The organism is Agrobacterium larrymoorei, from assembly GCF_037722385.1.
Classification (GTDB): Bacteria; Pseudomonadota; Alphaproteobacteria; order Rhizobiales; family Rhizobiaceae; genus Agrobacterium; species Agrobacterium larrymoorei_C.
This window is the reverse complement of sequence record NZ_JBBKAQ010000004.1, coordinates 115,363-137,729: the sequence shown is the minus strand read 5'-3', so window position 1 is coordinate 137,729 and position 22,367 is coordinate 115,363. Positions and strand designations below refer to the sequence as shown.

General features: G+C 59.5%; 19 protein-coding genes and 1 pseudogene. 16 read left to right on the top strand and 4 right to left on the bottom strand.

Features of this window, described 5'->3' with window-relative positions:
• Positions 1–35: 35 nt before the first annotated feature.
• The 15 genes from urtA (at position 36) to ureG (ending at position 14,387) form a co-directional block, all read left to right on the top strand.
• Entirely contained in the window at positions 36–1,325 is a 1,290-nt protein-coding gene (gene urtA, locus WKI41_RS08770) for an urea ABC transporter substrate-binding protein (RefSeq protein WP_340193110.1), read from the top strand.
• Positions 1,326–1,682: 357 nt separating this feature from the next.
• Positions 1,683–3,290: an urea ABC transporter permease subunit UrtB gene (gene urtB / locus WKI41_RS08765; protein WP_340193109.1), complete on the top strand. Its 1,608-nt coding sequence runs from the start codon at positions 1,683–1,685 to the stop codon at positions 3,288–3,290.
• Entirely contained in the window at positions 3,287–4,456 is a 1,170-nt protein-coding gene (gene urtC, locus WKI41_RS08760; protein WP_425341002.1) for an urea ABC transporter permease subunit UrtC, read from the top strand. Before urtB ends, urtC begins: the two co-directional genes overlap by 4 nt.
• A 7-nt stretch (positions 4,457–4,463) precedes the next feature.
• Entirely contained in the window at positions 4,464–5,225 is a 762-nt protein-coding gene (gene urtD / locus WKI41_RS08755) for an urea ABC transporter ATP-binding protein UrtD (RefSeq protein WP_340193108.1), read from the top strand.
• A 2-nt stretch (positions 5,226–5,227) separates the two neighbouring features.
• The gene (urtE, locus tag WKI41_RS08750; protein WP_062598804.1) at positions 5,228–5,923 is read left to right on the top strand and encodes an urea ABC transporter ATP-binding subunit UrtE; all 696 of its coding nucleotides are present in this window, start codon (positions 5,228–5,230) and stop codon (positions 5,921–5,923) included.
• 242 nt (positions 5,924–6,165) lie between these two features.
• Entirely contained in the window at positions 6,166–7,380 is a 1,215-nt protein-coding gene (locus tag WKI41_RS08745) for a polyhydroxybutyrate depolymerase (protein WP_340193266.1), read from the top strand.
• A gap of 35 nt (positions 7,381–7,415) precedes the next feature.
• Positions 7,416–8,138 carry an urease accessory protein UreD gene (locus WKI41_RS08740; RefSeq protein WP_425341009.1) on the top strand — a complete coding sequence of 241 codons (723 nt, stop codon included), beginning with the start codon at positions 7,416–7,418 and terminating at the stop codon, positions 8,136–8,138.
• Positions 8,139–8,252: 114 nt separating this feature from the next.
• Complete coding sequence (locus WKI41_RS08735) at positions 8,253–8,555, top strand: urease subunit gamma (protein WP_062426232.1); 303 nt, start codon at positions 8,253–8,255, stop codon at positions 8,553–8,555.
• 76 nt (positions 8,556–8,631) lie between these two features.
• Positions 8,632–8,937: an urease subunit beta gene (locus tag WKI41_RS08730; protein WP_340193106.1), complete on the top strand. Its 306-nt coding sequence runs from the start codon at positions 8,632–8,634 to the stop codon at positions 8,935–8,937.
• Between the two features lie 41 nt (positions 8,938–8,978).
• The gene (locus WKI41_RS08725; RefSeq protein WP_340193265.1) at positions 8,979–9,362 is read left to right on the top strand and encodes a lysozyme inhibitor LprI family protein; all 384 of its coding nucleotides are present in this window, start codon (positions 8,979–8,981) and stop codon (positions 9,360–9,362) included.
• A 110-nt stretch (positions 9,363–9,472) separates the two neighbouring features.
• Positions 9,473–11,182 carry an urease subunit alpha gene (gene ureC, locus WKI41_RS08720; protein ID WP_340193105.1) on the top strand — a complete coding sequence of 570 codons (1,710 nt, stop codon included), beginning with the start codon at positions 9,473–9,475 and terminating at the stop codon, positions 11,180–11,182.
• Between the two features lie 383 nt (positions 11,183–11,565).
• Complete coding sequence (locus tag WKI41_RS08715) at positions 11,566–12,402, top strand: diguanylate cyclase (RefSeq protein ID WP_340193104.1); 837 nt, start codon at positions 11,566–11,568, stop codon at positions 12,400–12,402.
• Between the two features lie 125 nt (positions 12,403–12,527).
• A complete protein-coding gene (gene ureE / locus WKI41_RS08710) occupies positions 12,528–13,019 on the top strand; it encodes an urease accessory protein UreE (RefSeq protein WP_340193103.1) in 492 nt (163 codons plus the stop codon).
• Positions 13,020–13,022: 3 nt separating this feature from the next.
• Entirely contained in the window at positions 13,023–13,694 is a 672-nt protein-coding gene (locus WKI41_RS08705) for an urease accessory protein UreF (protein WP_340193102.1), read from the top strand.
• Positions 13,695–13,775: 81 nt separating this feature from the next.
• Entirely contained in the window at positions 13,776–14,387 is a 612-nt protein-coding gene (gene ureG / locus WKI41_RS08700) for an urease accessory protein UreG (RefSeq protein WP_340193101.1), read from the top strand.
• A gap of 61 nt (positions 14,388–14,448) precedes the next feature.
• Here the strand turns inward: ureG and WKI41_RS08695 are convergent, their stop codons facing one another.
• From WKI41_RS08695 to WKI41_RS08685, 3 genes are all read right to left on the bottom strand, one after another.
• Positions 14,449–15,132, bottom strand: coding sequence for a cyclic nucleotide-binding domain-containing protein (locus tag WKI41_RS08695; protein ID WP_340193100.1), 684 nt, complete (start codon positions 15,130–15,132; stop codon positions 14,449–14,451).
• Positions 15,133–15,353: 221 nt separating this feature from the next.
• Positions 15,354–18,677, bottom strand: a complete 3,324-nt coding sequence (locus WKI41_RS08690) for an efflux RND transporter permease subunit (RefSeq protein ID WP_340193099.1) — start codon at positions 18,675–18,677, stop codon at positions 15,354–15,356.
• Between the two features lie 15 nt (positions 18,678–18,692).
• Complete coding sequence (locus WKI41_RS08685) at positions 18,693–19,883, bottom strand: efflux RND transporter periplasmic adaptor subunit (protein ID WP_340193264.1); 1,191 nt, start codon at positions 19,881–19,883, stop codon at positions 18,693–18,695.
• A 563-nt stretch (positions 19,884–20,446) separates the two neighbouring features.
• Here WKI41_RS08685 and WKI41_RS08680 point away from each other — a divergent pair.
• Positions 20,447–20,752 (top strand): annotated as a pseudogene (locus WKI41_RS08680) (DUF2325 domain-containing protein); the annotation flags it as partial.
• A gap of 245 nt (positions 20,753–20,997) precedes the next feature.
• On the opposite strand, the gene WKI41_RS08675 reads toward WKI41_RS08680, so the two are convergent.
• Positions 20,998–22,326: a GH1 family beta-glucosidase gene (locus WKI41_RS08675; RefSeq protein WP_340193097.1), complete on the bottom strand. Its 1,329-nt coding sequence runs from the start codon at positions 22,324–22,326 to the stop codon at positions 20,998–21,000.
• Positions 22,327–22,367 lie beyond the last annotated feature (41 nt).

Here is a 22,367-nt window from a genome sequence, read left to right as displayed (position 1 = left end):
GCCTTTACGGCCCAACACGAAGAGGGGTTCTTCCGATGACATTCAGCAAAATGATTACTGGTGCGCTGCTCGGCGCCATCATGTCTACAACCGCCTTCCACGGCGCATTTGCCGCTGACGACACGATCAAGATCGGCGTGCTGCACTCGCTCTCCGGCACTATGGCAATTTCGGAAACGACGCTGAAGGACGCCATGCTGATGCTCATCGACGAGCAGAACAAGAAGGGCGGCGTTCTCGGCAAGAAGCTCGAAGCCGTTGTCGTCGATCCGGCCTCCGACTGGCCGCTCTTTGCCGAAAAGGCCCGTCAGCTGATCAGCCAGGACAAGGTCGCTGCCGTGTTCGGTTGCTGGACGTCGTCTTCGCGCAAATCCGTTCTGCCGGTCTTCGAAGAGCTGAACTCCATCCTCTTCTACCCCGTGCAATATGAAGGCGAAGAGTCTTCGCGCAATATCTTCTACACCGGAGCCGCACCGAACCAGCAGGCAATTCCCGCTGTCGATTACCTCGCCAACACCGAAGGTGTGGAGCGCTGGGTTCTGGCCGGTACGGACTATGTTTATCCGCAGACAACCAACAAGATCCTGAAGGCCTACCTGATGTCGAAGGGCGTCAAGGAAGAGGACATCATGATCAACTACACGCCATTCGGTCATTCCGACTGGCAGACGATCGTCTCCGACATCAAGAAGTTCGGCTCTGCCGGCAAGAAGACCGCCGTCGTTTCCACCATCAATGGTGACGCCAACGTTCCCTTCTACAAGGAACTGGCCAACCAGGGCGTAAAGGCTGAAGACATTCCGGTCGTTGCCTTTTCCGTCGGTGAAGAAGAGCTTGCCGGTCTCGATACCGCGCCGCTCGTCGGCCACCTTGCCGCCTGGAACTACTTCCAGTCCGTCGATACGCCGGTCAATGCCGAGTTCATCAAGGAATGGCATGCTTTCACCAAGAACGACAAGCGCGTGACAAACGACCCGATGGAAGCTGCCTATATCGGCTTCAATGCCTGGGTGAAGGCGGTCGAGGCTGCCGGCACCACGGATACCGACAAGGTTCTCGACAGCATCATCGGCGTCTCGGTGCCGAACCTGTCTGGCGGCTACGCCACCGTCATGCCGAACCACCACATCACCAAGCCGGTGCTGATCGGTGAAATCCAGTCGGACGGCCAGTTCCAGATCGTTCAGCAGACCGCGCAGGTCGTGGGCGACGAGTGGTCCGACTACCTGCCGGACTCCAAGGACCTGATCTCGGATTGGCGCAAGCCCATGTCCTGCGGCAATTTCAACGTTGCGTCCGGCAAGTGCGGCGGCAAGGGCATGTGATTGGGTGATTGGTCGCGGCCCGCAGAGTGCGGGTCGCGATCTTGCCGGTTCTCTGATGGCATCGACGCTCTGATTGAGATGGACCGGAGCGCGCACAAAACCCACTCATGTCATCCTCGGGCTTGACCCGAGGATCCATTCCTCTCCTCACTCTCTTTGCCGCCGATGTTTGCGCTGAATGCGATGTATCCTCGGGTCAAGCCCGAGGATGACGTCGAGGGAAGGAAGGCTCTGCGGCCAACAGGCCGCGAGAGCAAAAGCCGACGAGGGCCAACGACTACGAGGGCGGTGTCGCCCTCCCTTCTGATTTCCACCTGCGCCGATTCGACCGCAGGCATCCAAGGGGGACTTGGGACCATGTTTTTCCGACTGTTGGCCGTGATCGGCTTGTTGTTCAGCCTGACGGCTTCGGCCTTTGCCCAACAGGGCGATGCAAAGCCGTTGATCGATGCGCTGGGCAAGGCCGATTTCAAGCAAGCCGAAGCGCTGATTGGGCAGATTGCCGCAACGGGTGACGCGCGCGTGGTGCCTGCACTTGAAGCGCTTGCTGCCGGTGAACTCTATGTTCGCAAGGCCGACAGCCTTGTGTTTCTCGTGAAGCCTGCCGGCGATAATCTGACACTGATCGATCCGGTGACAGGCGAGGCAGTCGGTGAAGCGCCGAAGGCCGCGGTGACGAAGATCAAGGTCAACAACACGCTGCGCCGTGTCACCCGCGCAGCCCTTGGCGGTTTGACGCTGCTGAGTCCGGATCGCGGGGTGCGGCTTGCTGCGGCAGATGCCGTGCTGAAAGCGCCGAGCGCAGAAAATCTCGGGCTTCTGGAATCCGCTCTCGCGAAAGAAACCGATGCTCAGGTTCGCGCCCGCATGGAAGAGGCGAGGGCGGTATCGGTTCTGAGTTCCGATCGCTCCGTCGAAAATAAGCGCCGTGCCATCGACACGATCAAGACAATCGGCGGGCGCGACGCGATCAGCATCCTTATGGCCGCGTCCTCGTCTGTCGATGCGGGTCTGAAGCCGGACATCGACGCGGCAATCTCGCATATCGAATCTTCGCTCGCGCTTTGGGATACGGCGCAGAACATCTGGTACGGCCTGTCGCTCGGTTCCGTGCTGCTGCTTGCTGCCATCGGCCTTGCCATCACCTTCGGCGTGATGGGCATCATCAACATGGCGCATGGCGAGATGGTGATGATCGGTGCCTATGCCACCTTCATCGTGCAGGAGGTCATTCGCAGCCACTTCCCAGGCCTGTTTGACTGGTCGCTGGCCATTGCGCTTCCGGTCGCTTTTCTGGCTACCGGGTTCGTCGGTCTCGTCATCGAGCGCGGCGTGATCCGCTTTCTCTATGGCCGTCCGCTGGAAACGCTGCTCGCCACCTGGGGCATTTCGCTGATCCTGCAACAGGGTGTGCGCTCCATCTTCGGGCCGACCAATCGCGAGGTCGGCAGCCCGAGCTGGATGTCCGGCTCCTTCAGCGCCGGCTATCTGAACTTCACCTGGAACCGCGTCTGGATCGTCTGCTTCTCGCTCTCGGTGTTCTTCGCCCTGCTTCTGCTGTTGAAGCGCTCCTCCTTCGGTCTGCAGATGCGCGCCGTGACCCAGAACCGGCGCATGGCCTCCTCCATGGGTATCAGGACGCCCTGGGTCGATGCCTTTACCTTTGCGCTCGGTTCGGGCGTTGCCGGTCTAGCGGGCGTCGCGCTCAGCCAGATCGACAATGTGTCGCCCAATCTCGGCCAGAGCTACATTATCGACAGCTTCATGGTCGTCGTCTTCGGTGGTGTCGGCAATCTCTGGGGAACGCTGGTCGGCGCGCTGTCGCTCGGTGTTCTGAATAAATTCCTCGAGCCCACCGTCGGTGCCGTTCTCGGCAAGATCCTCGTCCTCGTCCTCATCATCCTGTTCATCCAGAAGCGGCCACGCGGTCTCTTCGCACTCAAGGGAAGGGCGATCGAAGCATGATTACCAGCTTTCTCCTTCGCGCTCTCGACCGCCGCATCTCGATTGCCATTGGCATCATTCTGGCCGTCGCGCTCATCGTTCCAGCGCTCAACCTGCTGATGCCGCCGGGCAGCCCGCTGCACATCCCCACTTACATGATGTCGATGCTCGGCAAGTATCTCGCCTATGCGCTGCTGGCCTTGGCGCTGGATCTCGTCTGGGGCTATTGCGGCATTCTCTCCCTCGGCCACGGCGCCTTCTTTGCGCTCGGAGGCTATGCGATGGGCATGTATCTGATGCGCCAGATCGGCTCTCGCGGCGTCTACGGCGATCCGGTGTTGCCGGATTTCATGGTGTTCCTCAACTGGAAGGAACTGCCCTGGTTCTGGCACGGCTTCGACATGTTCTGGTTTGCCATGTTGATGGTGCTGGTTGTGCCGGGTCTGCTCGCCTTCATCTTCGGCTGGTTTGCCTTCCGCTCGCGCGTCAACGGCGTCTATCTGTCGATCATCACCCAGGCGATGACCTATGCGCTGCTGCTCGCCTTCTTCCGCAACGATATGGGCTTTGGCGGAAATAATGGCCTGACAGACTTCAAGGACATCCTCGGCTTCTCCGTGCAGTCGAGTGGCACGCGTGCGGTGCTGTTTGCGATGACGGCGCTGATGCTGGCACTGTCCCTGATGATTGCATCCGGCATCGTCAACTCCAAGTTCGGCAAGGTGCTGGTGGGTGTGCGCGATGCGGAAAGCCGCGTTCGCTTCCTTGGCTTTCGTGTCGAAAACATCAAGCTCTTCACCTTCGTGGTTTCTGCGATGATGGCGGGCATTGCCGGTGCGCTCTTCGTGCCGCAGGTGGGCATCATCAATCCAGGCGAATTCGCGCCTGCCAACTCCATTGAGGTGGTCGTCTGGACGGCGGTCGGCGGCCGCGGCACGCTGATCGGGCCGATCATCGGCGCACTGCTCGTCAATGGCGGCAAGAGCTATTTTACCGGTGCCTTTCCAGAATTCTGGCTGTTTGCGCTCGGCGGCCTCTTCATCGCCGTGACGCTGTTCTTCCCCAAGGGTATTGTCGGCACCATCCAGCATCATTGGGCGGGCCGTCGCGGCAAGGTGACGAAGCCGAAAGACAACCCGGCAAAGCCCGGCAATGACGATGCGGTGGCGCATCAGGCAGCGGAGTGAGGCGGATATGAACACAGTTTCCGATACGAGAGCCAAAAGCCTGCTCTATCTCGACGGCGTTTCCGTCTCCTTTGACGGCTTTAGGGCGCTGAACTCGCTTTCCTTCGTCGTCGAGCCTGGCGAACTCCGCGCCATCATCGGCCCGAATGGTGCTGGCAAAACGACGATGATGGACATCATCACCGGCAAGACGCGGCCCGACAGCGGCACGGTGCTGTTCGAAGACCAGATCGACCTGACGAAGAAGGACGAGGCTGATATCGCCCAGCTCGGCATCGGCCGCAAATTCCAGAAGCCGACCGTCTTCGAAAGCCATACGGTGTGGGACAATCTGGAACTCGCGCTAGACCGCAAGCGCGGCGTCTTCGCCACCTTGTTCTATCGCCTGACGGCAGAGGACAAGGCGCGCATCGAGGAAATCCTCGTAACCGTCCGCCTCGGCCACCGCCGTGACGATCTGGCGGCAAACCTCTCGCATGGTCAAAAGCAGTGGCTGGAGATCGGCATGCTCTTGGCGCAGGAGCCGAAGCTCCTTCTGGTAGACGAGCCGGTGGCGGGCATGACCGATGCCGAAACGGCTGAGACGGCAGTGTTGCTTAAAGAAATCGCCAAGACCCGCTCAGTGGTGGTTGTGGAACACGACATGGGCTTCATCCGCGAGCTCGGCGTCAAGGTCACCTGCCTGGCGGAAGGCTCCGTGCTGGCCGAAGGATCGATCGACTTCGTCTCGAACGATCCGAAGGTCATTGAGAATTATCTGGGGCGGTGAACATGCTAAGCGTCGAAAACATCAATCTTCACTATGGTGCGGCGCAGGCTTTGCGTGGCATCTCGCTCAATGCCGAGATGGGCAAGATCACCTGCGTGCTGGGGCGTAACGGCGTCGGCAAGAGTTCGCTGTTGCGTGCGGTCACCGGGCAGCATGCCATCAGCGGCGGCTCGATCACCTTTGGTGGAGAGAGCCTGAATGGACTTGCACCCTATCAGCGGGCAAAGCGCGGGGTCGGCTATGTGCCGCAGGGGCGTGAAATCTTTCCGTTGCTGACGGTGCAGGAAAATCTGGAGAGTGGTTATGCGCCGCTGCCGCGCAAGGAGCGGTTTATTCCTGACGACATCTTCAGCCTGTTTCCGGTGCTGCAAAGCATGTTGTCACGCCGCGGCGGCGATCTTTCCGGCGGGCAGCAGCAGCAGCTGGCGATCGGTCGGGCGCTGGTGACGCGTCCGAAGATCCTGGTTCTGGATGAGCCGACCGAAGGCATTCAGCCGTCGATCATCAAGGATATCGGACGGGCCATCAAGTATCTGCGGGATTCAACCGGCATGGCGATCCTGCTGGTCGAGCAATATCTGGATTTCTGCCGCGAGCTTGCCGACTATGTCTATATCATGGATCGCGGCGAGGTGGTGCATCAAGGTGCGGCGGAAACGCTCGACACGCCCGAAGCCCGCCGGCATTTGACAGTATAGTTGCTGCGGATTTGCTCACGCCGTAATAAAAACCCCGTGATAAAGTGAACAGCCATGCGCTCAGGCATGGCTTTCATGCAGGTTTTTACGTTTCATTCACCAAAGTCCTGTGTTATTGGCAACATGAATGCTGCATGCAAGACACACCCGAGGGGTCATCTGCACGCCGCGACCGTCGATCCCTTACATTCCGCGAATTTTCCGGCATCTTGTCGGAGAACTGTGCCAATAAAGGCGTGCCGATGAATTTGACTGTTGCTGGCCGGACGTTCCGGTTCACATTCCCTGCCAAGACATTGTTTGCAGGTTTTGCCATTCTCACAAGCATGAGCGCCGCTGCATCGGCATCGATGTGCGGTGAGGCTGTTAAGCCCGGTCGGCATGGGTTTTCGCTCATGTCACAGGGGTCAGAACGCAAAGGCGTCTATTTCGTTCCATCCTCATATGATGGATTGAAGCCAGTGCCGGTCGTTTTCGACTTTCATGGCAGCAACAGTAATCCGAACGGCCAGCTCGATCGCAGTGGCTGGGACAGGGTCGCCGAACGCTCAGGTGTCATGGTGGTTGCTCTGCAAGGCAGCCTTGACGGCGAGCTGCCGGGAACCCATGCCTGGAACGTGCCGGGCGTGACCACCCGTCCCGGCGGGCTGGATGAGGTTTCTTTCATCCGCGATGCAGTCTCCATGGTGAAATCCAAATTCTGTGTCGATGAAGAGCGTTTCTATGGCTCTGGCTATTCCGGCGGCGGGCGTATGCTGTCCCAATATCTGTGCAGCGGCAGCGATGATTTTGCCGCGGCAGGCTTCGTCGCCTCGCTGCGCGCCGGCGTTCCAGTGGAAGCCGAAGGCCGCTGGCGTCCGGATATGGCAAGCTGCACACCGGCAAAGCCCATGTCGATCATCGCCTTTGCCGGGACGAAAGATCCGGCCAATCCCTATCAGGGCGGCGGCAAGCCTTATTGGCAATATGGCGGCGAGACGGCGCTGAAGCGTTGGGCGGAGCTTGACGGCTGCAAGGGTGCGGTGAAGAGCAAGTCGCTCGGCAACTTCACCTTCAATTCCTATGATGTCTGCAAGAGCGGTTCGCGCATCCATTCCTATGTGATCGATGCTTGGGATCACGCCTGGCCGCGTACCACGATGAAATCCGAAGTCATTGCCGCCTCTGCCGTTTTGACCCGCAAGCCCGGCAGCGACGTGACGCCAAAGGCGCAGCCGGCGGTCGACCGCAAGACAGCGGGTGATGAGAGCGCGAGACAGGTTGATGCCGCCGAAAGAATGTGGGATTTCTTCCAGAATACGGAAGGGCAGATGGTTGTCGACGCAACGTCGAAGACGGATTGCTCTGTGAAAGCGGTTTCCGCATCCGCGAAGCCCTCGGAGACGACGTGCAGCCAGTCCTTGAAAGCAGCAGCCAACCCCGTCCGCAGCGCGCCCGTGGCCGAGGACGCATTGTAACCAAAGCGCTGAATGGGCGCAGCCGTCTGGACGAATTGTTTCAGGAAGGCTGCGCCAAGATCAGGCTTCCCGATACGTTTTCCAATGAAATGGAAGCCATTCTCATCAACTCCTCCGGCGGCTTGACCGGGGGAGACGAGGTGGAATGGCAGGCGCATGCCAAGGCAGGCACCAGTCTTGTCGTCACCACGCAGGCCTGCGAGAAGGTCTACAAGGCCGCCGCCGGGACTGCGAATGTCTCGGTTCGTATCACGGCGGAAGAAAACACCCGCCTCCATTGGCTCCCCCAGGAAACCATCCTCTTTGATCGCGCCTCGCTGACCCGCAGACTGGAGGCCGATCTACATGCCTCGTCCGAGTTTCTCGCTGTGGAAGCGGTGTTGCTCGGCCGTCAGGCCATGGGCGAAGCAATGGAAGAGGGACTGTTTCGCGACCGCTGGCGCATTCGTCACGGCGGCAAGCTCGTTCACGCGGAAGAGCTTTTTCTCGACGGTCGCATTGCCGATCTGACGCAGCACTCTTCCGTTCTCGCGGGCCGCGTCGCCTTCGCCACCATCCTTTATATCGGCCCTTTGACCGAAGCGCTTCTGCCTAAAATCAGGGCGTTTGCCGGAGAAAGCGGCGGCGCCAGCGAATGGCAGGGAAAGCTTGTTGTTCGCCTGTCTGCTGCGGACGGTTTCTCCTTAAGAAAAATGCTTTTTCCCATCATTTCGCTCTTGCGTAACGGCGCCTCAGTGCCGAAAGTCTGGAATCTGTGATGCGGATGCAGCGATCTAAGCCCGATCTACCGCTGGCCTAAGTGACTGCATCTGCGGGATGATTTTGAGCGTGCCTTCCGGCTTTGAAGGACGCTCGACTGGAATGGGACGACGATGAACCTTACTCCCCGGGAAAAAGACAAGCTCCTGATCTCCATGGCCGCCATGGTGGCGCGCCGGCGGCTCGAACGCGGCGTGAAACTCAATTATCCCGAGGCGATCGCGCTCATCACCGACTATGTGGTCGAAGGTGCACGTGACGGCCGCGCCGTTGCCGAACTGATGGAAGCGGGTGCCCATGTCATTTCGCGCGATCAGGTCATGGAGGGTATTGCCGAGATGATCCATGACGTGCAGGTGGAAGCCACGTTCCCGGATGGCACCAAGCTCGTGACCGTGCATGAGCCGATCCGCTGAGATCAACCATTTTGTTCAAGCATTCCGAACGTAAGACCAATTGCATTTTGCCGGACATGCTGAGAGGAGAACCGCGATGATACCAGGTGAGATCATTGCCGCAGAAGGCACGATAGAGCTCAATGCCGGGCAGCCGACCGTGACCATCGAAGTCGCCAATTCCGGTGACCGTCCGGTTCAGGTGGGCAGCCACTATCATTTTTTCGAGACCAATGCCGGGCTGATCTTTGAGCGTGACAAGGCCCGCGGCATGCGGCTGGATATTCCGGCCGGCACGGCGGTGCGCTTCGAGCCGGGGCAGAAGCGCGAAGTGACGCTGGTAACACTGTCGGGCAAGCGCGAGGTCTATGGCTTTCGTCAGCAGATCATGGGGAAGCTTTGATGGTCAGGCATTTATTCCTCATTGCCGGTATGTCGCTTGCCATGCTCGCAGGCTCCGGCCTTGCTACCACGGCGTTTGCTCAGCAAGGCAAGGCTAATTGCGCCAACCCACAGACGCAGATGGAGATGACCCAATGCGCCGGGGAAGATTACGACAAGGCGGACAAGGAATTGAACACCGAGTATCAGAAGCTCCGCAAGCTTTTGGCCGAGCGCGACAAGGCGGCTGACGAGGGCGGCAAGGGTGCCGTTGAAGCGCTCGTTGCTGCGCAGCGTGCTTGGGTTGCCTATCGTGACGCCAATTGCGATCTGACTGGTTTTCAGGCGCGAGGGGGATCGATGGAGCCGCAGCTTGTCGCTTCCTGTCTTGCGCAGATGAGCCGCGACCGGACGCAGGAGCTTAAGACGCTCGCGGAGCAGTTCTAATCGCGACGGTTTCGTTTCGATGACGAACGCCAGGACGTTGAGGTGGCCGCCGCCTTCTCTTCGTCACCAATCAAATAGCCTTCTGCGCCTTTGAGGGAGCCAGACCGCACATGCCTTACAAGATTTCCCGCGCCGCCTATGCCGGCATGTTCGGCCCGACCACCGGCGACAAGGTGCGCCTGGCCGATACGGAACTGTTCATCGAAATCGAAAAGGATTTCACCACCTATGGTGAAGAGGTGAAGTTCGGTGGTGGCAAGGTCATTCGTGACGGAATGGGCCAGAGCCAGGCAACACGTGCGGAGGGTGCGGTCGATACCGTCATCACCAATGCGGTGATCGTCGATCATTCGGGCATCTACAAGGCCGATGTGGGCTTGAAGGACGGGCGCATCCACGCGATCGGCAAGGCGGGCAATCCGGATACGCAGCCGGGCGTGACGATCATCGTCGGCCCTTCGACCGAAGCCATTGCGGGTGAGGGCAAGATACTGACCGCCGGTGGCATGGACGCCCATATCCATTACATTTGCCCGCAGCAGATCGACGAAGCGCTGATGAGCGGCGTTACCTGCATGCTGGGCGGTGGTTCCGGTCCGGCGCATGGAACGCTTGCCACCACCTGCACAGGGGCATGGCATATCGAACGGATGATCGAAAGCTTCGATGGCTTTCCAATGAATTTGGCACTTGCCGGCAAGGGCAATGCTTCACTGCCGAAGCCGCTTGAAGAAATGATCCTGGCAGGCGCCTCGTCGCTAAAACTGCATGAGGACTGGGGCACGACGCCGGCTGCCATCGACAACTGCCTGACGGTTGCCGACGCCTTCGACGTGCAGGTGATGATCCATACCGATACGCTGAACGAAAGCGGCTTCGTCGAAGATACGGTTGCCGCCATCAGGGGTCGCACCATCCATGCCTTCCATACGGAAGGCGCGGGCGGTGGTCACGCGCCGGATATCATCAAGATTTGCGGCAACCCCAACGTCATTCCGTCCTCTACCAACCCGACACGGCCCTATACGGTCAATACGCTGGCGGAACATCTCGACATGCTGATGGTCTGCCATCACCTGTCGCCGTCCATTCCGGAAGACATCGCCTTTGCCGAGAGCCGCATCCGTAAGGAGACCATTGCGGCCGAAGATATTCTCCACGATATCGGCGCCTTCTCGATCATTTCGTCTGACAGCCAGGCCATGGGCCGCGTCGGCGAGGTGGCGATCCGCACCTGGCAGACGGCTGACAAGATGAAGCGCCAGCGCGGCCGCCTGAAGGACGAAAAGGGAGAGAACGACAATTTCCGCGTTCGCCGTTACATCGCCAAATACACGATCAATCCGGCAATCGCCCATGGCGTCAGCCACGAGATCGGCTCCGTCGAAGTCGGCAAGCGTGCCGACCTCGTCCTGTGGTCTCCTGCATTCTTCGGCGTGAAGCCGGAAATGGTGCTGCTGGGTGGTTCGATTGCCGCCGCACCCATGGGCGACCCGAATGCCTCGATCCCCACGCCGCAGCCAATGCATTACCGCCCGATGTTTGCGGCTTACGGCAAGCTGCGCACCAACTCCTCCGTCACCTTCGTCTCGCAGGCCTCGCTCGATGGCGGGTTGGCGCAACGTCTCGGTGTGGCCAAGAACTTGGTGGCGGTGAAAAATGTGCGTGGCGGTATCTCGAAGGCGTCGATGATCCACAACACGCTGACCCCGCATATCGAGGTGGACCCGGAAACCTATGAGGTGCGCGCAGACGGCGAGTTGCTGACGTGCGAACCAGCGACGGTTCTGCCCATGGCACAACGTTACTTCCTGTTCTGATATCGGGCTTTTGAAGCGGTTCGCGGGCGGTATCGACCCGAAATCGAAATCGTTCTCGGGAAACTGGACGTCTTTCGTACCTCAATAACAGACGAGGCACCTTAGACGCCGCGTCCTGCACAACAGAGGTGGGAGCGTCGCTCAGCCGCTGCAGTCCTATTCGTCATGAGGCTTGTTCACAAGAATTTTGCGGATCATTCCGGCCGGTTTATCGTTCATGCCGGGGAGGATAGGCTTGCTTACGCTCATCCTTGTTTAAGCAAATATGTGCGATATTTCTACAATCTCACATATGCATCAAACTAGCTTAAACTTTTACTTGTTCTATTATCGATGTCGCAACCTTTTCTGCTTATCGGTTGCCTTATGGAGGTAAGAGGCTGATGGCTGACGGGTTCGCAAAGTTTATCTCGCTCGAAATGAGTCTAAGCGATCCAGGCAAAGGCCAGACGCTGCGCAGTTTTGCGCTGAAAATGGTGTTCATCTCCATTTGCCTGTCTATCGTCATCAGTCTGGCGGTTATTCTGCTCGGCTCGACGCTGGAGCTTCTTCCCGTGCCTTTGTCTGAAGCTGTTTCCTACAGTATCGCCATGGGCTGGATCGTCGGCGGTCTGGTTGCCGGAATTCTCTGCATGGTTCTCGCCAAGGCGATCCGCCAGCTGCGGGAATCGCAGGCGGAATTTGAGCGCCTCAGTCGCACCGATACGCTATCGGGGCTGGCCAATCGCCGCGCGTTCAACCAGGTGTTCGAAGACATTCAGAACAACGCCTCGTTGGCGATCTTCGATCTCGATCGCTTCAAGTCGATCAACGACAATTTCGGTCACAGTGCCGGCGATCTGGTGATCAAGCGTGTCGCTCGGGCAATCGAGGATGTCTTTGGCGATTTCCACTGCGTGGCGAGATTGGGTGGCGAAGAGTTTGGTGTGATCGTGTGTGGCGGAGAGCGCAAGGATCGCGTCGCACTGATCGAAATGGCGCGGATACGCGTTGCCTGTCTCTCCGTCAATTTCGAGGGCAATCTTCTGCAGACCACCGTATCGGTGGGCATTGCCGAGATCGACCCATCGCGATCGAAACACGATACCTTCGCCTTGGCCGACAAGGCGCTCTATATCGCCAAGGCGGCCGGGCGCAATCGCCTTTGCCATGGCGATGGTCCGTTCCCGCGCATGGACCGCAACGAGACTGTTGGCATGGCTCTTCAGGTTGCTTCTTGAGGCAAATTGACCTGAACGTTTCCTCGTTCGCCATGGCGCATTCGTGCTGGCCCGCGGCTTGCAATCCTCCGTCTCATCCGGCAAGACTCGATGCTTGAAGCATCACAGTCAGGCCGGACAACCCCATGTTACGTGTTCAATCCTATCTCCCCGCAGGCACACCCGCCGACGAGCCGACCGGCTACGTCACACTTGCCCATGACCAGCGGCATTTGCGGCGCAAGCTACTGCATCTTCAGAATGACGAGATGGTCATGCTGGATCTGAAAGAAGCCGTGCTGTTTGCCCACGGCGATCTGCTGGTCGTTGAAAATGGCGATCTGGTGGAGGTGCGGGCAGCCAATGAGAAGCTGTTCGAGATCACTGCGAAGACCCCGCTTCATCTCATCGAGCTTGCCTGGCATCTGGGCAATCGCCATCTCTCCGCACAGATCGAAGAGGACCGCATTCTCATCCTGCGCGATCACGTGATCCGCGCCATGCTGGAGGGGCTGGGTGCGACGGTGCGGGATGTGGAAGAACCTTTCCATCCGGCGCGCGGCGCCTATCATGCGCATGGCGGGCATTCTCACGCAGGCCATTCCCATGGTGATCACGGCCACCATCATCACGATTGAAGCATGACAGCGAAGCGGAGTGTCGACAGCTTACTGAGACTACTGGCCTGGATGTCGCCTGCCTTTCCGGTGGGCGCATTTTCCTATTCCGGCGGACTGGAAAGCGCTGTCGCCGATCGACGCGTTACCAATGCTGAGGGCCTGAGCGGCTGGATTGCCCTCTCGCTCCAGCGTGGCACCTTGTGGAACGATGCGGTCATGGTGTGCCAGGCCTGGAACGGCTTTATTGACGACGCGGCGCTCAACGAGGTTGCCGAATTGTCTCGCGCTCTTGCCGGTTCGGCGGAACGGTATCGCGAGACGGTTCTCTTGGGCGATGCCTTCGTCGATGCGGCACGCGCTTGGTCGTCTCCCGTCTTCGATCGGTTGCCGGCCTCACCGACCTATCCGGTTGCTGTTGGTGCAGTGGCTGCCGCGCATGATATTGCGCTGGAAGATGTTCTTGCCGCCTATCTGCATTCCGGCCTGGCGCAACTCATCTCCGCCGGTATCCGTCTTGGTGTCGCGGGGCAGAAGGATGGTGTCTCGATCCTGTCAAGGTTGGAAGAGGCGGTAGGGGAGGTCGCGGCGCGGGCTTCTAACACCACGCTCTATGATCTCGGGTCGGCCACGATCATTGCCGATACGGCGCCGATGCGACACGAGGTGCAGGGAACGCGGCTGTTCCGCTCCTGACCTGTTCCTTCTACTTTATTGTTGATGGGGCAGGCTTTGGGCCGCTAATGTCGGTGAAACATATCCAGAAGGGAAGAAGGCATGAAATCGGGAAATGGGCCGCTCAGAGTTGGTATCGGCGGGCCTGTCGGTTCCGGCAAGACGGCGTTGACGGAAAAGCTGTGCAAGGCGATGAGTTCGGAATTCTCCGTCGCCGTCGTCACCAATGACATCTACACCAAGGAAGATGCCGAGGCGTTGGTGCGCATGCAGGCGCTGCCCTCGGAGCGTATCGTCGGCGTGGAAACTGGCGGCTGCCCACACACGGCGATCCGTGAAGATGCGACGATCAATCTTCAGGCGATTGCCGGTCTGAACGAGCGCTTTCCCGATCTGGACGTCGTCTTCATCGAATCGGGCGGGGACAATCTCGCCGCAACCTTCTCTCCCGATCTGGCCGACATCACCATTTATGTCATCTCCGTCTGCCAGGGCGAGGAAATCCCGCGCAAAGGTGGCCCCGGCATTACCCGTTCCGACCTTCTGGTCATCAACAAGAAGGACTTGGCACCTTACGTCGGTGCCGATCTTGAGGTGATGGACAGCGATGCGACCCGCATGCGCAAGGACATGCCGTTCTTCTTCACTGACATGAAGCGCGGCCAAGGCATCGACCGCATTGTCGGTTTTTTGAAGCAGCAGGGCGGTTTGTAAATTCCTCGGCCTTGGAGAAATTGAAGCCGGTTCGACACGTTCTCGCGGGGCTGATCTGCGACTAAAGCCTGTTCAGGGCTGCCGGGTCGTTGATGTGAATGACGCGTCCGCGCACGCTGACGCCGCAGCTTTTCAGCGAGGAGAAGGCGCGCGAGAGCGCTTCTGGCGCGAGCCCGAGTTTGCCGGCGAGCACGCTTTTCTGAAACGGAAGGCGTAGCGAGTAGGAGCCTTTCTCCGAAGGAGCTTGCGTCACCAGGTAATGCGCCACGCGCTGCGGTGCAGTTTGCAGCCGATCGTTTGCCACGCAATCCATGACCTTCAGATTGTTCTTCGACAGCGTTTCGATCACGGCACGTGCGACCGTTGGATCTGCTTCAAGCATCGCCCTGATCCGCGACAGTTCCAGTCTTGCCAGCAGGCAGCATTCGGTGGTCTGGGCGCTATAGCGGTGGTTGCCAGTCTCGAAAATCATGCAGTCATTGAAGGTTTCGCCAGGACCGCAGATGCGAATATCGGCCTCACGCCCGTCGCGACTGGTGCGAAACAGGCGCACATGGCCGCTCAGCACGTAATAGAGAAATTCCGCCGTGCCGGCTTCGGTGCAGAGCATGTGGCGCGAGGGCAGCGTCAAAAGCGACGCCGCGTCGATAATCGAGCGCGCCGAGGTCTCGCTCATGGGAGACAGAAGGTCGCTACGAATGAGGAGGGCTTTGTCCCTGTTTGTCAGTTTCTCGATCTTGCTCACGCTCGTCCCCCAAGAACAATAACCGTCTTCGCTTACCTCTCATTGGATTGGCTGGGAGAGGGCGAAGCTTCGGCAACGAATGTTGTCATGAGGGGAGGATAGCTTGTTCTTCACAAGCCAAATTGATTTCGATCAAACTTTGACGAAATTCGACAAGCGGTAGGTCGAGTGACAAGTCCGGTGAACGCGACTTCACCAGATTGGTCACTGCGCGAGGTGATCTACTCCGCCGCGAGAGGCGGAAGCCGGAGCACGTTGTCGGATTTGCCGTTACGAGCGTCCTTCGGGACGGTCTTCTCCACCGCTGCAATACGCTCTTCCATGGAGGCGATCGCCTGGCTGTTTTCGCGCGCAGCGTTCGATAGTTCTTCCGAGGAGAGGATCGGATGCTCTTCTTCCTTCTTGCCGACGAAGCGGCCGAAGAGGTGGGCGAGCAGACGCGAGAGGTCGTCCATGATCAGGAAGAAGGCTGGGACGACGATGAGCGACAGGACCGTGGAGACGATGATGCCGCCGATGACGGCGATCGCCATTGGCGCACGGAAGGAGCCGCCTTCCCCGACACCAAGTGCGGATGGCAGCATGCCGGCCGACATGGCAATCGAGGTCATGATGATCGGACGGGCGCGCTTGCGGCCAGCCTCCACCATGGCGTGAACGCGCTCCATGCCGTGACGGCGCATCTCGATGGCGAAATCGACGAGCAGGATGGCGTTCTTGGTAACGATACCCATCAGCATCAGGATGCCGATCAGAACCGGCATGGAGAGCGCGTTCTGCGTGACGATCAGCGCCACGGCCACACCGCCAATGGCAAGCGGCAAGGAGAACAGAATGGTGAAGGGCTGGATCACATCCTTGAACAGCAGGATCAGAACGACTAGCACCAGCAGCAGGCCGAGCAGCATGGCGTTGACGAAGCCCTGCTGCATTTCGCCCTGCACCTTGGCGTCGCCACTTTCGGCCAGGCGAACGGTCGGCGGTAGCTGCGTCTCTTCGACGATCCGCTTGAACTCCGCCGTTGATGTATCAAGTGCGGTGCCGAAGGGCACGTCGGAGCCGATGGCGACAACGCGGCTGCGGTCGTTGCGCTTGATGGAGCTTGGGCCTTCCGAATAGTCGATATCGGCAACGCTATAAAGCGGCACGGTGGCGCCAGAGGCGGTCTTGATCTTCAGTGCGCGGATGGCGGCGAGATCGCGACGAACATCGAGGGAGGTCTGGACCCGGATCGGGATCTGGCGGTCATCGAGCGAAATCTTCGTCAGTTGCGCATCGATATCGCCAATCGTGGCAACGCGCACGGTTTGCGAAATCTGCTGCGGCGTAATGCCGAGACGGGCGATTTCATCCTTGCGCGGGCGGATCTGCAACTCGGGACGCGGAAGAGCGCCTTCCGAGCTGACATTGGCGAGGATCGGGGAGGCGCGCAGACGCGATTCCAGGATGCCGACGGCCTTGCCCAAATCCTCCTCACTGGAGGAGAGGAAGTTGAAGGTGAGTTCGCGTTCGGCGCGGTCGTTGAGCTTGATGATGCGGACATCGGGAATGTCGTGGACGCTGGCGAAGATATCGCGCTCCACATCCCACTGTGGCCGCGTTCTGCCATTGTCTTCCACCTTCGGCAGATGAGACCCGATCAGCGGGAGGGAGCCGAGGCCATCATTGACGACGGTTTTCAGCAGCGAGTGGTCGATCTTCTTCAGGATGACGCGCACCGTTGCGCGGCGCAGTTCCAGGTCGCCCTTTGGTGAAGCGCCACCAAGGATGAAGACGCTTTCGACGCCATCGATGCCCTTAATGGCATTGTTGATCTTGGCGGTCGTGGCGTCCGTCTCGTCCAGCGTCGCATTCGGCGGAAGCTCGATGGAGAGCACGACCCGTGAGGAGTCGTCCGGCGGCAGGAAGCTGCCGGGCACTTGGGCAAGCAGCATCAGCGATGCGACAAGGAAGCCGATCGCACCGAGCAACGTCAGATACCGTGCCCACCATTTGCGGGTCGTGCCCGTCACCATGCGCGTATAGGCCTTCATCAGCCGACCGTCATTGTCGTGATGATCATCGACGGCATCGTCGGCGCGCATGAGGTACGCGGCCATCAGCGGCGTGATCAAGCGCGCCACCATCAGCGAGAAGAAGACGGAGAAGGCGACGGTCAGGCCGAACTGGATGAAGTACTGGCCGGGAATGCCGGGCATGAAGGAGACCGGCACGAAGACTGCAATGATGGTGAAGCTGGTGGCGATCACCGCAAGGCCGATTTCATCGGCAGCTTCAAGCGCCGCGCGATAAGGCGTCTTGCCCATCTTGATGTGTCGCGAGATGTTCTCCACTTCCACGATCGCATCGTCGACGAGAATGCCGGTGGCGAGCGTCAGAGCCAGGAAGCTGACGAGGTTCAGCGAGAAGCCGAGCAGATCCATCACCCAGAAGGTGGGGATGGCCGAGAGCGGTAGTGCGACGGCAGCAATCAGCGTGGCGCGCCAGTTGCGCAGGAAGAGCAGCACGACGATGACGGCAAGGATCGAGCCCTCCATCAGCGTGTGGAGAGCGGCTTCGTAGTTGCCATAGGTAAAGTAGACCGAGTCATCGACCATCTGGATGGCGACGTCCGGGTGGTCCATACGGACCTTGTCGAGGTTCTGTGCGACGGTTTCGGCCACCGTCACTTCGCTCGCACCCTTGGCGCGGAAGACGGCGAAGGTGACGGCAGGATTGCCGTTGAAGCGCGAGAAGGATTTGGGCTCTTCGTAAGTGTCGGTCACCCTTCCGAGTTCCGACAGCTTGACGAAGTTGCCATTGGGCAGCGCGATCGTGGTATTGGAAAGCTCTGCCACGTTGCGCGCGTCGCCGAGCGTTCGGATCGTCTGCTCGTTGCCGCCGACCTGGCCACGGCCCGAGCCGAGGTCGATATTGGTGCCGCGCAGCTGATTGTTCACCTCGGCTGCTGTGATGCCATAGGCATCGAGCTTGGATGGATTGAGCGATACGCGTACTTCGCGGTCTGCCCCACCGTAACGGTCGATCTTGCCGACGCCCGGCTGGCCCTGGAGCGCGCGCTTGATCGTGTCATCCACGAACCAGGAGAGTTCTTCCAGCGTCATGTTGGGAGAGGAAACTGCGAAGGTCTGGATTGCCTGGCCTTCGACGTCGATCTTGCTGACGACGGGCTCTTCGATGCCGGCGGGCAGATTGGAGCGGATCTTGTCGATCGCGTCCTTGGTGTCCTGCACGGCTTCTTCCGTGGGCTTTTCGATGCGGAAGAGAACGGTCGTCAACGACTGGCCGTCGGTGACGGTCGACTGGATTTCATCGATGCCGCTGATCGAGGCGACAGCATCTTCGACTTCTTTCGTCACCTGCGCTTCGAGTTCAGAGGGCGAGGCGCCGCTTTGCGTCACCGTGATGGCAACGACGGGAACGTCGATATTGGGGAATCGGGTGATCGGAAGGTCGTAGAACGCCTTGATGCCGAGGAAGAGCAGCAGCGCGAAGGCAAGCAGCGGCGCAATCGGATTGCGGATGGACCATGCGGAAAAGTTCATGGTTGTGCCTTCGCTTTAGTTCGAGGCCGCGGCGGCAGCCGGAACCGGGTTGATCTTGTCACCGTCGCGGACGAAAGCGCCTGCCTTCTCCACGACCTTGTCGCCAAGCGACAGTCCCTGTTTGATCTCAACGAAGCCGGAATCCTGAATGCCGGTCTCGATCTTCACCTGCTTGACGACACCATTATCGACCTTGCGTGAGGTCGAGCCTTCACGACCGGACGTCACCGCCGACAAGGGCAGGGCGAGCGCATTGGCTGAAGCAACGACGATATCGGCATTGGCATACATGCCGGCGCGGGCCGGGCTGTTGGCGGGCAGCACGATATGAACCGCGCCAAGCCGTGTGGTCGGGTCAACCGTCGGCGAGACGATGCGCACCGTGCCTTCGATCTTCTGGCTGCCGCCGGCGACGGTGAGGCGCGCCGTCTGACCGACCTCGACCTTTTGGATATCGGTCTCGGAGAGATCGGCGACGAGTTCGATCGCACCGTCCTTGATGATGGTGAAGAGGGGATTGCCTGAACCGGTGGCGATGGCGCCGATACGCGCATTCTTGGCGGAAATGATGCCGGCGACGGGCGTCTTCACGCCGGTGCGGGCGAGCTTCAGATCGATATCCTCTATCTGTGCATCCACCACCTTGATGTCGGCTTCGCCGACAGTCACGGTCTGCCTTGCTGCCTCGAGGCGCGCCTTGGCGACATCTGCCGCCGCTGCCGTCTGTTCCACCTGGGATACCGAGCCCGAGCCGGACTGGCCAAGGCGGGCGGCACGATCCTTCTGGCGGACGGCGTCATCCAGATTGGCTTGTGCTTCGATCACCTGCGCCTTGCTCTGCGCCACGGCTGCTTCGGCTTTGGCCCTGTTGGCTTCCAGCTGGCTCTTCTGCAAGAGCAGGCTGTCGCGGGAAAGCTCGGCGAGCACCGCGCCCGCCTCAACCTTGTCGCCCACATCCACATTGAGCTTATCGACGGCAAGGCCTTCGACCTGCGGCTGGACGTAGATCTCATCCACGGGGCGAATGGTGCCGGTGGCAATCACCCGGTCCACGAGGTCGCGCTTTGCCACCTCCGTCACCACTATTGCCGGCAAATTATTGCGGCTTGCCTGCACGGGCTCGCCTTCTGCCCACGCTGTCGTCTGGAGAGCCGAGCCAAGAAGGAGAAGGGCAGTGAAACCTGCAATCGGTGCGATGCGCTGCATATATGTGTCCGTCCAAAGTGGGTCGCGCGATGGTCGTGCGCCGTCATCGGCGCCTGTCATCTCAAGCGAGAAGTGCATGCAATATTCGTTAGGCTCTTCTACGATATCAGCGACCATGTGGTTTATCGAACCGCGATGTCGACGATATTGCGCCAGCGTGTCCCATCCCTCCGGCGCATGCTTTGTAAAAGCTCTACTGCAGGGGAATGTAAATGCGAGATCGCTACTTTTCAATCCGTCTAGCAGGCGGTTTCGCTATACATTTATGAATAACACGTTGATGGTTTACGGTCTGGTCTTCTGCCCTCCAGGCTCCGGAGTTGCCATAGATTTGACGCGCGAGCGGGCTTGCCGGCGAAAAACATGACCATCACCATCAACTTTATTCTTTACTCCAAAACTCATCTTTAATATCGTGGCACTCGACAACCGGCAGAGGGCCGGGTGCAACGGCAAGGTGAGGCATGGCGCGGAAAGAGAAAAAGAAGGCAGTTCGGGGCAGGCAGGATGATCGCTCTCATTCGCCGGACACATCCGTCCAACAGCAGGCACCGTCCGGCCCGAAAAGCTTTCTCTATGTCGGCGGGCGTGACTGCCAGGTGGCGCATCTGCGCCAGATCGCCAGCAATTTCGATGCCGAGCTGATCCACCATGACGGGGGCTTGCGCGAAGCGGTTTCCCGCATCGACACGCTGCTGCCTTCGGTTGACTGTGTCTTCTGCCCCATCGACTGTATCAGCCACGACGCGTGCCTTCGCGTCAAATCCGGCTGCAAGAAGTTCGGCAAGACGTTTATTCCGCTGCGCAATGGTAGCAAGTCGAGCCTTGAGCGGGCGCTGCAGACGATGAATGAGCGCGGTGCGAATTAGGGGCTGATGCGCTCGCGCCATGCGGTTTCTGCGCGGCGCAGGGACAGGACTTTAATATCGTCCCAAGTTCGTTCATGCGTCTTCATGTTCTCCGCCTGTAATCCTCGGCCTTGAGCCGAGGATCCATAGCCGCACCCGTAAGCGTTTGAAAAACACGGATCCTCGGGGTCAAGCCCGAGGTTGACGGAGAGGTTGAGGTTTGCCGCGTTACCTCGACGTGAGTGAGTTGCTCGCTAACGCGCCTCTTACAATGCGTTCTTCCGGATCACATCGCTTAGCCAGTGGTAGGACGCCTTCGGAATACGCTGCAACGTCGGGTAATCGACATAAACCAGACCGAAGCGTTTGGAATAGCCGCGTCCCCATTCGAAATTGTCCATCAGCGACCAGGCGAAATAGCCCCGGATATCGTGGCCTTCTTCCAGCGCATCGAGAAGCACGTTGAGGTACCCTTCGAAATAGGCGATGCGATCCTTGTCGATGACCTTGCGGTCGGGGCCGAGTGCGTCTGGATATGATGCGCCATTTTCCGTGATGTAGATGGTCGGCTTGTTGTAGCGCTCGCTGGTGTCGCGAATCTGTTCAAGGAAGGCCTGCGGATCCACGACCCAGTTGACGTCGGTGAGCGGGCCCATGCCGGTGGGCGGGGCGGTCTCGGCAACGCCGAAGGTGGTGTTCTTGTTGGGCCCGACAAAGACGGGATTGTAGTGGTTGAGGCCGAAGAAATCCATCTTCTGGCTGATGTCGGCCATATCGTCGCCGAGGATGAGCGGCTCCATTTCCCTGGCGATCGGTTCGGGATAGGTGCCTAGCCAGAGGGGATCAACGGTGACGCGCCGCCAGAGGCAGTCGCCCAGAATGCGGGCTTCCTCATGGGCCGCGTCGTCATAATGCGGGCGGACCGGCCCGAGCGAGACGATGTTGCCGACTTCTGCCTTTGGCGCTTCGGCGCGAACGGCTTTCACCGAGTAACCATGGGCGAGGTTCAGCGTGTGGATGGCCTTTAGGCTGTCCTCGTAGGACTGCTTGCCCGGCGCGTGGCGGCCGACATTATAGGCGACCCAGGGAATGACGTTCGGTTCGTTGATCGGAGCGAAGCGCTTGACGCGGTCGCCAAAATGGCGGGCAATCGTTGCGGCATAATCGGCGAAGATCTTTGGCGTCTCGCGTGAGCGCCAGCCGCCCTTTTCTTCCACCGCCACCGGCATGTCCCAATGATGCAGGCAAATCCAAGGCTCGATGCCTTCATGGAGCAGAAGGTCGATGACGCGGTCGTAGAAATCGAGCCCGCGCTGGTTCACCTGACCGGAGCCTTCCGGAAAGATGCGCGGCCATGCGGTCGACAGGCGGTAAGCCCCGACACCAAGGCCGCTCATCAGGCCGATATCTTCCGGGTAGCGGTGATAGTGGTCGCAGGCGATGTCGGCGGTTTCGCCATTGGTGGTGCGGCCCGGCGTGTGGGCGTAAACATCCCAGACGCTCTGGCCGCGGCCATCCTTGTTGACAGCGCCTTCGGTCTGGAAGGCGGAGGCGGCGACACCCCAGAGAAAGTCCTTGGGAAAAGAACGCGTCATGACAGATGCTCGTTATCGATGAATGAGGCTTGCGGCGTGCC

Excerpts from the sequence above, each read along its gene's own strand:
- urtA (WP_340193110.1), top strand. The coding sequence starts at position 36 with ATGACATTCAGCAAAATGATTACTGGTGCGCTGCTCGGCGCCATCATG.
- urtB (WP_340193109.1), top strand. The coding sequence starts at position 1,683 with ATGTTTTTCCGACTGTTGGCCGTGATCGGCTTGTTGTTCAGCCTGACG.
- urtC (WP_425341002.1), top strand. The coding sequence starts at position 3,287 with ATGATTACCAGCTTTCTCCTTCGCGCTCTCGACCGCCGCATCTCGATT.
- urtD (WP_340193108.1), top strand. The coding sequence starts at position 4,464 with ATGAACACAGTTTCCGATACGAGAGCCAAAAGCCTGCTCTATCTCGAC.
- urtE (WP_062598804.1), top strand. The coding sequence starts at position 5,228 with ATGCTAAGCGTCGAAAACATCAATCTTCACTATGGTGCGGCGCAGGCT.
- WKI41_RS08745 (WP_340193266.1), top strand. The coding sequence starts at position 6,166 with ATGAATTTGACTGTTGCTGGCCGGACGTTCCGGTTCACATTCCCTGCC.
- WKI41_RS08735 (WP_062426232.1), top strand. The coding sequence starts at position 8,253 with ATGAACCTTACTCCCCGGGAAAAAGACAAGCTCCTGATCTCCATGGCC.
- WKI41_RS08730 (WP_340193106.1), top strand. The coding sequence starts at position 8,632 with ATGATACCAGGTGAGATCATTGCCGCAGAAGGCACGATAGAGCTCAAT.
- WKI41_RS08725 (WP_340193265.1), top strand. The coding sequence starts at position 8,979 with ATGCTCGCAGGCTCCGGCCTTGCTACCACGGCGTTTGCTCAGCAAGGC.
- ureC (WP_340193105.1), top strand. The coding sequence starts at position 9,473 with ATGCCTTACAAGATTTCCCGCGCCGCCTATGCCGGCATGTTCGGCCCG.
- WKI41_RS08715 (WP_340193104.1), top strand. The coding sequence starts at position 11,566 with ATGGCTGACGGGTTCGCAAAGTTTATCTCGCTCGAAATGAGTCTAAGC.
- ureE (WP_340193103.1), top strand. The coding sequence starts at position 12,528 with ATGTTACGTGTTCAATCCTATCTCCCCGCAGGCACACCCGCCGACGAG.
- WKI41_RS08705 (WP_340193102.1), top strand. The coding sequence starts at position 13,023 with ATGACAGCGAAGCGGAGTGTCGACAGCTTACTGAGACTACTGGCCTGG.
- ureG (WP_340193101.1), top strand. The coding sequence starts at position 13,776 with ATGAAATCGGGAAATGGGCCGCTCAGAGTTGGTATCGGCGGGCCTGTC.
- WKI41_RS08690 (WP_340193099.1), bottom strand. The coding sequence starts at position 18,677 with ATGAACTTTTCCGCATGGTCCATCCGCAATCCGATTGCGCCGCTGCTT.
- WKI41_RS08685 (WP_340193264.1), bottom strand. The coding sequence starts at position 19,883 with ATGCAGCGCATCGCACCGATTGCAGGTTTCACTGCCCTTCTCCTTCTT.
- WKI41_RS08675 (WP_340193097.1), bottom strand. The coding sequence starts at position 22,326 with ATGACGCGTTCTTTTCCCAAGGACTTTCTCTGGGGTGTCGCCGCCTCC.